This is a genomic window from Pseudophaeobacter sp. TrK17 (genome assembly GCF_042192375.1).
Taxonomy (GTDB): Bacteria; Pseudomonadota; Alphaproteobacteria; order Rhodobacterales; family Rhodobacteraceae; genus Pseudophaeobacter.
Genome location: NZ_CP071701.1, coordinates 48,883 through 61,947 on the forward strand (window position 1 = coordinate 48,883; position 13,065 = coordinate 61,947).

Sequence of the window (13,065 nt, forward strand, 5' to 3'; positions counted from 1 at the left end):
TCACATCGCCTCCGTTGGTATCTTGAGGGGTCTTTTGGAGCCGCCGAAGAGCGAGCCCTTCGATGATCCGCCGCCACATCCGTTGGTGTCGGTGAAACCACAGCCGCCACGCAGGTCATAAGCTTCTTCCACCTGTTCACGGTGTGTTGTCGGGATGACGAAGCGGTCTTCGTAATCGGCAAGCGCCATGATCTTGTACATGTCTTCAATCACACGGCCAGAAAGCCCGACGCGCGCAGCGATGGCTTCGTCAACCACCCCTTCGATCGTCTTGGAGCGCATGTAGGATCGCATTGCCAGCATACGCTCGAGCGCCGTGACAACAGGTTCTTCATCTCCTGCGGTCAACATGTTGGCGAGGTACTTGACCGGGATCCGCAGGTTCTTGACGTCCGGCATGCCGGCGTCCGTCCCGATGGTGCCGGCTTCGGCGGCGTTCTGGATCGGACTAAGGGGCGGAATGTACCACACCATCGGCAGCGTCCGGTATTCGGGGTGCAGCGGGAAGGCGACCTTCCATTCCATCGCCATCTTCCAGATCGGGCTTTCCTGAGCGGCCTTGATCCAGTCCTCCGGTATGCCATCGGCGCGGGCTGTCTCGATCACGACAGGGTCGTTGGGGTCGAGGAACACGCCCAGTTGCGCATCATAAAGGTCCTGTTCGTCCTCCATGTTCGCAGCGTCTTCGATCTTGTCAGCGTCATAGAGCATGACGCCCAGATACCGAATGCGTCCGACACAGGTTTCGGAACAGACCGTCGGGTTGCCGCTCTCGATCCGGGGATAGCACAGGGTGCATTTCTCCGATTTGCCGCTTTCCCAGTTGTAGTAGATCTTCTTGTACGGACAGCCAGACACACACATTCGCCAACCACGGCATTTTTCCTGGTCGATCAGGACGATGCCGTCTTCTTCGCGCTTATAGATCGCGCCCGATGGGCAGGACGAAGCACATGCCGGGTTCAGGCAGTGTTCGCAAAGCCGAGGGAGATACATCATGAAGGTATTCTCGTATTCCCCGTAGATCTCCTTCTGGATTCCCTCGAAGTTGTAGTCAGCCGAGCGTTTTGAGAACTCGCCGCCAAGGATTTCCTCCCAGTTCGGCCCCTTCTCGATCTTCTGCATCCGTTCTCCGGTGATCTTGGAACGGGGGCGCGCCGTCGGGAACGCCTCCATTTCCGGGGCAGATTTCAGATGGTCGTAGTCGAAATCGAACGGCTCGTAGTAGTCGTCGATCTCGGGCATGGACGGGTTTGCAAAGATGTTCGACAGAATGCGCCACTTGCTGCCCTGTTTAGGCTGCAGCTTGCCTGCCTTGGTCCGTTCCCAACCGCCTTTCCAACGATCCTGATTCTCCCAATCAGTCGGATAACCAGTGCCTGGCTTGGTTTCGACGTTGTTGAACCAGGCGTATTCAACGCCGTCCCGGCTCGTCCAGACGTTCTTACAAGTGACTGAGCATGTGTGGCACCCGATGCATTTGTCGAGGTTCAGCACCATGCCGATTTGTGCGCGGATTCTCATTCTGCTGCCTCCCGTGCAGGTGCTTCCCAGCTTTTTTCTTTGTCGAGCCAGTCCACTTTCTTCATCTTGCGGACAACGACGAACTCGTCCCGGTTCGATCCCACGGTGCCATAGTAATTGAAGCCGTAGGACTGCTGGGCATAGCCGCCGATCATGTGTGTGGGTTTGAGAACAGCGCGGGTCACAGAATTGTGGATACCCCCGCGGTTCCCGGTCTTCTCAGAGCCCGGCGTGTTCACGATCTTCTCTTGAGCGTGATACATGAACGTTGTGCCGTCCTTGATCCGCTGCGAGACAACCGCGCGCGCCGTCAGGGCGCCGTTGGTGTTGTAAAGCTCCACCCAGTCGTTATCGACAATCCCGGCGCTCTTGGCGTCATTCTCGCTGATCCAGATCACCGGACCGCCCCTGTTCAGCGTGAGCATCAACAGATTGTCGGTATAGGTGGAGTGGATGCCCCACTTCTGGTGCGGCGTGATGAAGTTCAAAACGAGGTTGTCGCCCTCATCCTGCACATCCGCAGTAATGGTCTTCAGATCAACGGGCGGGCGGTAGGACATGAAGCCTTCGCCGAATGCGCGCATCCAGAGGTGATCCTGATAAAGCTGTTGCCGCCCTGTCAAGGTCCGCCACGGGATCAGCTCGTGGACGTTTGTGTAGCCCGCGTTGTAGCTGACTTTCTCCGACTCGATGCCCGACCATGTGGGGCTGGAGATGATCTTGCGCGGTTGAGCTGCGATGTCATGGAAACGGATTTTGTTGCCATGTTCGCCTTCAGCCAGATGCGCATGTTCGCGCCCCGTGGCTTTTTCCAGAGCTTCCCAAGCCTTCACCGCGACGTTGCCGTTTGTCTCAGGTGCGAGCATCAGGATGACTTCGCAAGCATCAATGGCCGTTTCAATCTTTGGGCGTCCCGCTGCCGCGCCGTCCAGTTGCACACCATTGAGAGCCGACAGGTTGTCGATCTCGTCCTGGGTGTTCCAGCTGATGCCCTTGCCGCCATTGCCAAGTTTATCAAGCATCGGGCCAAGCGCCGTGAAGCGGTCAAAGATCGCGGTATAGTCCCGCTCGACCGCCACGAAAGCAGGGGCGGTCTTGCCCGGGATCAGGTCGCATTCGCCTTTTTTCCAGTCCTTCACCTGGTCCTGTGCGATCTCCGCAGGGGTGTCGTGCAGGATCGGCAGGGCGACGATATCTGTCTCTTTGTCCAGATAACCCGGTGCGATCTGCTGGAATTTCTTGGCGATTGCCTTGAAGATTTCCCAATCGGATTTGGACTCATAGGCCGGATCGACCGCCGCTTGCAGCGGGTGGATGAACGGGTGCATATCCGACGTGTTCATGTCGTCCTTTTCGTACCAACTGGCCGTTGGTAGAACGATGTCGGAATAGACGCAGGTCGTGCTCATTCTAAAGTCGATGGTCACAAGCAGGTCCAGCTTGCCCCGCGGCGCATCTTCATGCCACCTGGCCTCTTTGGGCAATTGTCCGCCGTCTTCGCCAAGATCCTTGCCCATCACACCATGATCGGTGCCAAGCAGGTGCTTCAGGAAGTATTCGTGCCCCTTGCCCGAAGACCCGAGCAAGTTGGAACGCCACACAAACAAGTTGCGCGGCCAGTTGGCAGGGTTATCCGGGTCCTCACAGGACATTTCCAGATCGCCGGACTTCAAGTTCTCGGCCACATAAGCCGGGATTTCCTTGCCCGCCGCCTTGGCCGCCTTGGCTACTTCGAACGGGTTGGTCTTGAGCTGCGGAGCAGACGGCAGCCAGCCCATGCGTTCGGCGCGGATGTTGTAGTCGATCAGGGAAATGTCCCAGTCGCCTTCGGGCGCTGTGGGTGACAGGATCTCGTCTGCTTTAAGGGTCTCATAGCGCCACTGATCCGTGTGCGCATACCATGCTGAAGTCGAGTTCATGTGCCGCGGAGGACGGTTCCAATCCAGCGCAAAGGCCAGAGGCTGCCAGCCGGTCTGCGGGCGCAGTTTTTCCTGCCCCACATAGTGTGCCCAGCCACCGCCGGATTGCCCAACACAGCCACACATCACCAGCATATTGATAACACCGCGATAGTTCATATCCATGTGGAACCAGTGGTTCATCGCGGCCCCGATGATGATCATCGACTTGCCGTTGGTCTTCTCTGCGTTGTCAGCAAATCCGCGGGCCACGTGGATGATCTTGTCGGCCGGGACGCCGGTGATCTTCTCGGCCCAAGCAGGCGTACCAGGCATGTCATTGGCATAGTCCGATGTGACCCAGCCACCGCCGAGACCACGGTCCAAGCCGTAGTTGGCACAGAACAGGTCGAACACGGTCGCGACCGCAATCTCGCCATCGGCAGTTTTGATCTTTTTCACCGGGATGTTGCGGGTCAGAACGTCAGGGTGATCGGCATCTGTCTTGAATTGGCCAAACGCCTCGCCACCAAAGTAGGGAAAGTCGACGCCCAGAATAGTGTCATGGTCTTCTTCCAGAACGAAGCTCATCTTGAGCTTGGTCTCGGCCTCTTTCGCCTTTTCTTCGAGGTTCCATTCACCGTCTTCGCCCCAGCGATATCCGACAGACCCGTTGGGTGCGACAAAGGCTTTGGAGGCCTCATCAAACGCAACAGTTTTCCATTCCGGGTTGTTGTTTTCACCCAATTTGCCGTCCAGATCGTCGGCTCTCAGGAAGCGGCCCGGCACCAGCTTGCCGTCCTTTTCGTCCAGCTTCACCAGCATTGGGAAGTCCGAGTATTTGCGGGTGTAATCCTCGAAGTATTCGGCCTGACGGTCCAAATGGAATTCACGCAAGATGACGTGGCCAAAGGCCATCGCCAGGGCAGCATCCGTACCCTGTTTGGCGTTTAGCCAAACGTCGCCGAACTTGGCGGCCTCGGAATAATCGGGGCAAATGACGGCGGACTTGGTGCCCTTGTAGCGTGCCTCAGTATAGAAATGGGCGTCAGGTGTCCGCGTTTGCGGCACGTTGGAGCCCCAAAGCAGCAAATAGCCCGAATTGTACCAGTCGGCACTTTCCGGCACGTCTGTCTGTTCGCCCCAGGTCATGGGCGACGCAGGTGGCAGGTCACAGTACCAATCATAGAACGACATACAGACGCCACCCATAAGAGACAGGTAGCGCGACCCAGCAGCGTAGCTGACCATCGACATGGCGGGGATCGGGGAGAACCCGAAGACTCGGTCGGGTCCGTAGGTCTTGGCAGTATAGGCATTGGCCGCAGCCGTGATTTCCGTTGCCTCATCCCATGTGGCGCGGACGAAACCGCCCTTGCCGCGTGTTTCCACGTAAGAGGCGCGCAGGATCGGATCAGCCTGCAGTTTGGTCCAGGCCTCGATCGGCTCCATTGTTTCGCGCATCTTGCGCCAGATTTTCATCAACCGACCGCGCACCAGCGGGTTCTTCACCCGGTTCGCGGAATAGAGATACCAGCTGTATGACGCGCCACGGGCGCAGCCGCGCGGCTCGTGGTTGGGCAGATCAGCGCGGGTGCGCGGATAGTCGGTCTGTTGGGTTTCCCAGGTCACGATCCCCGACTTGACGTAGATCTTCCAGCTGCAAGATCCTGTGCAGTTGACTCCGTGGGTCGAGCGGACGATTTTGTCGTGGCGCCAGCGATTGCGATAGGTATCTTCCCAGTCGCGGTTTTCCGTGGTCACTTTCCCAAAGCCGTCCGAAAACTGGTCCAGTTCCTTGGACTGAAGGAAGTTCAATCTGTCAAGCAGATGGCTCATGTTTTCTCTCCTAAATGCGGGGGGCCACGCCACCTTGGCGGCGCGGCGCGATCATTTCTGGCTCAGCAAGGAACCGGCGCGGACTTGCGACTGTAGAAGATCCAGCAAATCACGGCGCAGACGGCATAGAAGCCAAGGAAGGCCCACAACGCACCGTTCGGAGCACCTGTCATGGCAATCGAGGTTCCGTAGAGCTTTGGAATGAAGAATGCGCCATAGGCTGCAATTGCCGACGTAAAGGCGATGATCGCCGCGCTTTCCATTTCCGTCTGCTTTTGTAGCGCACCTGCGTCGAGGTTCGGCATCAGCCGCGGGATTTCCTGTTTCATGATCGACGGGATCATCTGGAAGGTCGAAGCGTTGCCGACACCAGTCAGGAAAAACAGTGCCATGAAGCAGGCGAAGAAGCCCCAGAAATTACCGTTTGGCGAAGCCTCGGAGGGCAGGAACTGCAAGACACCGAAGACCGCGATAATCATGGCAAGGAATGTCCAGAAGGTCACACGCCCGCCACCGAACTTGTCGGAAATCCAGCCCGTTGCTGCGCGGCTCAACGCTCCGACAAGCGGCCCGAGAAAGGCATATTTCAGCACATCAACTTCAGGGAACTGTGTGCGCATCAACAATGGGAAGCCAGCGGCATAGCCGATGAAGCTGCCGAATGTACCCGTATAGAGCACACACATGATCCAGTTGTGCTTGCGGCTGAAAATCACAGACTGAGCTGAGAAGGACGATTTTGCATCGGCAATATCGTTCATCCCAAACCATGCGGCGATTGAACTAACGACGAGAAATGGCACCCAGATGAACCCGGCGTTCTGAATGAACAGCTGACCACCATTGGACAGTTGCTGCGGTTCTCCGCCGATGGCGCCAAAGACACCCATTGTGATGACGACCGGCACGAGAAACTGCATGACCGACACGCCAAGATTACCAAGACCTGCGTTCAAAGCGAGTGCGTTACCCTTGGACTTCTTGGGGTAGAAGAAAGCGATATTCGCCATTGAGGACGCGAAGTTGCCGCCACCGAAGCCACACATCAGCGCTAGGATCAGAAAAGTGACATAACTTGTGTCCGGATTCTGTACCGCAAAGCCGATCCCAAGTGCAGGTAGCAGCAGAGAAGCAGTAGAAATGGCGGTCCACTTACGGCCCCCGAAGATTGGCACCATGAAACTGTAGAAGATGCGCAGTGTCGCGCCCGAGAGGCCCGGCAACGCCGCAAGCCAGAAACGCTCGCCGACGGAAAAGTCGAAACCGATTGCGGGCATCTTAGCGACAACGACCGACCACACCATCCAGACCGAGAAAGCCAGCAGAAGGTTGGGGATCGAAATCCAGAGGTTACGGGTTGCGATGCGTTTGCCTTCGCTTTCCCAGAATTGCGGATCTTCGGGCCGCCAGTCAGTCAGCAGATAGCCGCTGTTGGCAGTTGCGGTTGCGGTGGTCGCCATGGTGGGGTCCTCCCGTGGTGGCGTATTAAGAGTGTGGCGGGCCGCTCATCGGCTCACCGGGTTCGATTTCATTCGGCTGGTTGACCGGCGTTTTTTCTTGCGATTGCGGTCAAGCCTTCTTCCAGTTCAGCGTTGGCCTTGAGCGCGCGTTGTCTAAGTGTCTCGATATTGGCTGCTGCGAAGTTCGCGCGCTCCTCGTCTTCCTGTCTGGTCGAGAACCTCACGAAGAAGGCCAGGAATGAGGCACAGGTGACTACAATGCCGAGGATGAAAAAGGCCTCAGACCAGTCGATCACGTTCTTGAAGAGAAATCCTGCGAGCACTGCACCAGCGTTCCCGCCAGCGCCGACGACACCGGCCACAGCACCAAGCGCCTTCTTGTTGATGAAGGGCACCACGGAATAGGTGGCTCCTTCCGCCATCTGGGTGAACAGCGAGAAGACGATCAGCGCAGGTAGGGCCAGGAACAGCACATGCATCTGGCTGAAAACCATCAAAGCGCAGCCTTCGAAAAATAAACAGACAAAGAGCCAGAAGGCACGGCCCTTCAGTCCCCAAAGCGATCCGAAGTTATCTCCGAACAGGCCGCCCAGCGTCCGCGCGAAGATGTTCATCAATCCGAAGGAGGCGGCGACGAGGCCCGCAGTCACGAGGGTCAGATCAAAGTAGTCCATGAAGTAAAGAGCAGCGACATTGTTTACTGTCAGTTCGATACCGAAACATGCGCCATAGATTACGAACAGCACCCAGACCCGTGGGTCTTTGAGTGCTTGAATGTAATTGCCGGTGACTTTTTTCTTTTCTTCCATTTTGCCCTGCGCACGCAGATCGTCGAAATTGCCGTCAGGCCCGTCTTGGGTCAGATAGTAATAGGCGATCCCGGTCAGAAAGATGATCACACCGACCACAACCATAGATAGGCGCCAGCCAACCGCTTCGGAAAAGCCGAAACCAACGACCATGACCGAGAACAACAGCGGCATGACAAATTGCGTGACACCGCCGCCCAGATTACCCCAGCCCGCCGAAGTCGCGTTTGCCTGGCCAACCACGTTGGGCGCGAACATCACAGATGTATGGTACTGCGTGATAACAAAAGCAGCCCCGATGCCGCCAATCAGAACACGGAACAGCAAGAAGGTTTCAAAGCTATACGACAAGCCGATGCCCATCACTGGAAGCGACCCGATGATCAGCAGCCAAGTATAGGACTTCCTGGGCCCGATGCGGTCACAGAGCCAGCCGATGAACAGCCGGGCGAAAATAGTCATTGAGACCGATCCGATGATGGCCCAGCCGATCTGGTTCGGCGTCAGTGCGAGTTCATCCCGAACAACGCTCATTAGCGGCGCAATGCCGAACCATGCAAAGAAGCACGAGAAGAACGCGAACCACGTCATGTGGAAGGTCCTGATCTGCACCATCTTTACGTTGAAGAAATTTGACCACAGTGCTGTGGCTTTGTTTTGAAGTTCCATCGCGGCCCCTCCGCCTTTTGCAGCGGTTGCTGCTGTTCTGGGTTGCGATAGAAATGAGGTTGTTCAATTCCGCGAGTGTTGATGCAGATCAAAAAGACGGCTTTTATGAAGCAAAATAAATAGCTTACAGAAATTGATCATGTCGCGTTAGGCGGTCCGTCAAATCAGACGGTAGCGGCCGTCAATCGAAGGCTTGACAATTATCAAGTAGCCCCAAAGGATGATTTCAAACAACAAAGGTGGGGTGGAAGCAGACAATGGTTGAGTCGTATCGACAAGACGTGCGCGATCTCGCGCTATTTGCCGATATGGATCAGGTCCATTTCGATTCCCTCATGCGAGGATCCTACGTCCAGAACTTCCCGCCACGCATTGATCTGATCACCGAAGGTGACTCACCGGATTTTCTGCATGTTGTCGTCTCCGGTGCCGTGGACCTGTTTTCTTCATGGAACGGTAGGGAAACCAGTATGGCGACTGTGCGACCTGTCAGCACATTCATTTTGGCAGCGACTATCAAGGACGCCCCTTACCTGATGTCAGCGCGTACATTGGAAAAAAGCAGGATTATTCTTCTACCGTCCGAGGATGTGCGTCAGGTGTTTGAAAAAGACGGTGCGTTTGCAAGGGCCATCGTGACCGAACTTTCCCAATGTTACCGCGCCGTCGTCAAGAATACCAAAGATCTCAAGCTTAGGACGTCATTGGAACGACTGGCAAACTACTTGTTGCGCCAAATGGGGCGCACGGGATCAAGCGCATTTGACTTGCTTATGGAGAAACGGCGCTTGGCATCGTTTTTGGGAATGACACCCGAGAACCTCAGCCGCGCCTTCAAAGGCCTAGAACCCTACGGCGTTCGCGTCGATGGCAATCATATCAAGATCATAGACACCGAGGAATTGAAGCGTTTTGCCAACCCCAGCCCACTTATTGATGATCACTCGACCTAAGGAGGCCCCGTGTCCAAGACTTTACCCGGAGCCGCAGGAAGTCTCGGTGAACAACATCCTGACCTGTGGAGTGCCTATTCGGTGCTTGGTAAGGCCTGCGCCGAAGCTGGTCCTCTAAGCGATCGTGAACGCCGCTTGGTTAAACTTGCGCTTGCTGTTGGAGCTGCCTCTGCAGGAGCAGTCCATTCTCACAGTCGGCGCGCGCGCCGAAGGAATCGAGAAGGGAGCCATTCAGCAAGTGGCCCTGCTTGCAATCGGTCCACTTGGCTTGCCACGCGCGGTTGCGGCGAAAACTTGGATTGAGGATAAAAAGCGATAGTCCCTATGGTGCCGCCAGTTGGTGCATCATTGCAGTGGACTGACCCCGAAAAGCAGGGGGTGGAACCAGATCAACATAAGATACAGCAGCAGAGCGGCCGCGAGCCGAACAAGTGATTTTGCTGAGATGGTGATCTGCGCTGCTCGGGCCTGCATCCACAGATCTGACCAAGCAGAGCCCATCTGTCGCTACTTGTGCCTGTCGATGATCGCTTAGCCCGCCACGGCGAACGCGGCAAATACAGAAAACAAAAGCACATATGCACAATGCTAGCAGGAGCGGATGACGGGAAAAGCGCACGATCCCGGGAGCATTTGGATCAAACCTGTCGTTGCGTGCATCACCAAATGAAAACGGGTTCGGTTTGCCGACTGAAAAGGTTAACAGGAGGCAGACCACAACCATCACTGCCAGCACAAAATGGTTTTGCCAAGGAGCGCAGTTCCATGGCACTCTCATTTTCGGGATTAATCAATTGACCGCATCGATAGTTTCCACAGCGAGACGTACATCAACGTCGAAAGCGTAACTCACCGCGGACTGTACCTGGCAGGACAGTGTTTAAAATTTACATAATCCAGATTATCGGAGTTTGATCTGTAGCCGGGGCACATTCTAAACTGGGTTGCGAAATTTCCCCTATCTTGCTGGAAAGCAAGGAGAATGAAAGATGGCGCATAAAGAGCTTAACCTGCGTGAACGTCGCGCGATAGAAGATATGTTGAATGCCAAGATATCTGTGCGAGAAATCGCAGCGGAGATCGGCAGGCATGTTTCCACGGTGTATCGCGAGATCAAACGCAATCACTACGACGATAAAGAGTTGCCAAAAGTGAACGGATACTACGGTGTTGTCGCTCAACGCGCAGCAACCCAAAGACGCGCGCGGCGACGCAAGCTGGTGCGGCTGGTTGGTTTACGCAAAGCTGTGATCAAGCAGCTCAAAGAAGGTTGGTCTCCAGAACAGATCGCGGGTCGTTTGCAGTTTGAAGATCAAGCAGTGCGCGTCAGCCACGAGACGATCTACGCGTATGTTTATGGTCCTGATGGCCAATCCAGAGAACTTGCCCGTTATCTGCCAAACCGCCGGAAAAAACGGCGATCACACCATGCGCGCAGGCCCCGCGGCCTTGTATTCCCGCCAGATCGGTCCATCCATGAACGCCCTGACTACGTCGATACCCGAGAGACTTTTGGCGAATGGGAGGGCGATCTGATGATTTTTGAACGCGCACAGGGCAAGATGAACGTCGCCTCGCTGGTCGAGCGCAAAACCCGATTTGCCGTGCTGTTCCGCAACAACGACCGCAGCACAACGCATCTGATGAACCGGCACATGGACGTGATGGAACCCCTGCCCCAACCAGCCCGTAAATCGATCACGTTCGACCGTGGGATCGAGTTTAGAAGCTGGCGCAAGTTGAAGCCTGGCATCGGCACTGAGGCATGGTTTTGTGATCCGCAGGCACCTTGGCAAAAGGGTTCTGTCGAGAACCTGAACAAGCGGGCGCGGCGCTACCTACCCCGCGATGCGCCTGTGGCCGCGCTCTCAAATCGAGATATGAAGTCGATTTGTGACCGCTTGAACGGCACGCCAAGAAAGTGCCTGGGATGGCGCACACCAACCGAAGCCTTCAGGGAAGAACTGATGAAACTGAGATAGCGGAAACCGTCGCAACGACCCTTGAGATTCCACGCAAAGCGATAATGTCACCCGTGAGCAAAGCAGAAGTGTCACTCTCCTCGCAAAACGATGTGAGGATGAGTGGACATGGGATGGGTAATGATGAGCGAGCGCGAGTTGAACCGTGTGGAAGTTTTATCGCAGGTTGATGATGGTCGGCTGAGCGTCGACAACGCGGCAAACATGCTGGACCTGACACGTCGTCAGGTTTTCAGATTGCTGAAGCGGTATCGCCAGGATGGCGCGGCAGCGATCCGGCACAGGTCGCGTGGTCGCACGCCGAACAACCAAATCCACTTAGCCAAGCGTGACTATGCGCTGACCATCATCAAGGAACAGTATCCGGATTTCGGCCCGACATTGGCCGCTGAGATGTTGGCGGAACACCATGGCTTCAAAGTCTCTCGCGAGACGCTGCGCAAGTGGATGGTCGAGGACGGCATTTGGCTTCCGCGCAAACAACGTCGAACATTTCACCAGCCACGTTTGCGTCGGGAATGTTTTGGCGAACTGATCCAGATCGACGGCTCGGATCATCGTTGGTTCGAGGATCGTGCTAGCCCCTGCACCCTGCTCGTTTTTATCGACGATGCCACCAGTACGCTGATGGAACTGAGGTTCGTGAAGTCCGAGAGCACGTTCAGCTATTTCGAAGCGCTGGAAAGCTACCTTCTTGCACATGGCCGCCCGGTCGCGTTCTACAGCGATAAGCACACGGTGTTCCGCGTGGCCAAGGAAGACGCCAAAGGCGGCGCGGGTATGACCCAGTTTGGTCGTGCACTGAACGCGTTGAACGTTGAGATTCTCTGCGCGAACAGCTCTCAGGCCAAGGGCCGCGTCGAGCGCGCCAACCGCACATTGCAGGATCGTTTGGTCAAAGAATTGCGCCTTTCTGGTATCTCGGACATGGAGGCTGGAAATGCCTATTTGCAAGGCTTCAAAGAACGTCACAACGCGCAATTCGCCAAAGCACCGGCCAAGCCTGATAACCTGCACCGCGCCCTAAACGTCGAGCCAGATCGGCTCGATGATGTGCTCTGCTGGCGCGACACACGCTATGTCGGCAAACAGTTGACCTTCTCCTATGACCGCAAGCGGATCATGCTGGAAGAAAGCGATGTGACACGCGGCCTTGTCGGCAAATACGTAGACACCTTCGCCTTCGTGGATGGCAGGTTTGAGGTACGTTCAAAGGGCCGTTCCCTGCCCTACAAGATCTTCGACATGGACCAACGGGTCACGCATGCCGCCATCACCGACAACAAGCGCCTTGGTGCCGTGCTGGAACATATCAAAGACATGCAAGATAAGGCCCCGCCAAAGTATCCGGTCAGGACAAATTCTGAGAAGATGGGCTACAAACCAAATGGCAAACGTCCCGGCAGACCTTCCAGCGCACGGGCTAAAAAGACGATTGTACAGGCCGCAGAATAGGCTCAAGATTGAACCATGAATGCTGAAGAAGAACCAGAGATCATCATGTCCGATCTGTGCGCCGACGTTGAGATCGACGGTCATTTTCTGACGGTCGATATCTACAAAAGCGACATCGATCCTGGCTGGATTCTGGAAGTCATCAATGAGTTCGGCACCTCAACCGTGTTCGATAACCCGTTTCTGGCGGATGGCCTCGCGTGGCAGCAGTTTGAGAAGACCTTGAACGAAGAAGGCCTCGCGGCGTTCCTCACCAAGAAAGAAAAACGCCAGCTGTTCCACTGACCCCCGCAAGGCTTATCAACCCTGCGATACTTGACGTCTCCGGGCTGCTAAGCCTTGCTACCGACAGCGCTCTTGGTGACACTTTTGCTTTGCGCAACCGGTGACATTTCTGAATGGGATTTACATGATCTGTGGCTGGGGGTGCATTCTAAACTGGGAATCGACTTTCCCTCTATCCTACTGGAAAGTCA

At 55.8% G+C, this 13,065-nt stretch carries 9 protein-coding genes and 1 pseudogene; 5 read left to right on the forward strand and 5 right to left on the reverse strand.

All coding sequences use genetic code 11. The annotated features are described in order from the left end of the window. From narH to JZI28_RS20990, 4 genes are all read right to left on the reverse strand, one after another. On the reverse strand, positions 1 to 1,524 hold the full coding sequence (gene narH, locus JZI28_RS20975; RefSeq protein ID WP_375700239.1) for a nitrate reductase subunit beta: 1,524 nt from the start codon (positions 1,522 to 1,524) through the stop codon (positions 1 to 3). Beyond that, positions 1,521 to 5,261, reverse strand: a complete 3,741-nt coding sequence (locus JZI28_RS20980; RefSeq protein WP_375700240.1) for a nitrate reductase subunit alpha — start codon at positions 5,259 to 5,261, stop codon at positions 1,521 to 1,523. Before JZI28_RS20980 ends, narH begins: the two co-directional genes overlap by 4 nt. 62 nt (positions 5,262 to 5,323) lie before the next feature. After that, positions 5,324 to 6,721 (reverse strand): NarK family nitrate/nitrite MFS transporter, encoded by a 1,398-nt coding sequence (locus tag JZI28_RS20985; RefSeq protein ID WP_375700241.1) that lies wholly within the window; start codon positions 6,719 to 6,721, stop codon positions 5,324 to 5,326. Positions 6,722 to 6,789: 68 nt separating this feature from the next. Next, complete coding sequence (locus tag JZI28_RS20990; RefSeq protein ID WP_375700242.1) at positions 6,790 to 8,199, reverse strand: MFS transporter; 1,410 nt, start codon at positions 8,197 to 8,199, stop codon at positions 6,790 to 6,792. A 257-nt stretch (positions 8,200 to 8,456) separates the two neighbouring features. Between JZI28_RS20990 and JZI28_RS20995 the strand changes: the two genes are divergently transcribed. Next, positions 8,457 to 9,152: a cyclic nucleotide-binding domain-containing protein gene (locus JZI28_RS20995; RefSeq protein WP_375700243.1), complete on the forward strand. Its 696-nt coding sequence runs from the start codon at positions 8,457 to 8,459 to the stop codon at positions 9,150 to 9,152. Positions 9,153 to 9,161: 9 nt separating this feature from the next. After that, positions 9,162 to 9,471, forward strand: a pseudogene (locus JZI28_RS21000) (carboxymuconolactone decarboxylase family protein). A 3-nt stretch (positions 9,472 to 9,474) separates the two neighbouring features. On the opposite strand, the gene JZI28_RS21005 reads toward JZI28_RS21000, so the two are convergent. After that, a complete protein-coding gene (locus JZI28_RS21005; protein ID WP_375700244.1) occupies positions 9,475 to 9,930 on the reverse strand; it encodes an NnrU family protein in 456 nt (151 codons plus the stop codon). A 211-nt stretch (positions 9,931 to 10,141) separates the two neighbouring features. Here JZI28_RS21005 and JZI28_RS21010 point away from each other — a divergent pair, with 211 nt between their 5' ends. The 3 genes from JZI28_RS21010 to JZI28_RS21020 all read left to right on the forward strand — a co-directional run bounded on the left by JZI28_RS21010 (position 10,142) and on the right by JZI28_RS21020 (position 12,874). Continuing rightward, positions 10,142 to 11,134: an IS30 family transposase gene (locus JZI28_RS21010; protein ID WP_375700245.1), complete on the forward strand. Its 993-nt coding sequence runs from the start codon at positions 10,142 to 10,144 to the stop codon at positions 11,132 to 11,134. 108 nt (positions 11,135 to 11,242) lie between these two features. Next, positions 11,243 to 12,589 (forward strand): ISNCY family transposase, encoded by a 1,347-nt coding sequence (locus JZI28_RS21015; RefSeq protein WP_375700246.1) that lies wholly within the window; start codon positions 11,243 to 11,245, stop codon positions 12,587 to 12,589. 15 nt (positions 12,590 to 12,604) lie between these two features. Then, positions 12,605 to 12,874, forward strand: a complete 270-nt coding sequence (locus JZI28_RS21020; RefSeq protein WP_375700247.1) for a hypothetical protein — start codon at positions 12,605 to 12,607, stop codon at positions 12,872 to 12,874. Positions 12,875 to 13,065 lie beyond the last annotated feature (191 nt).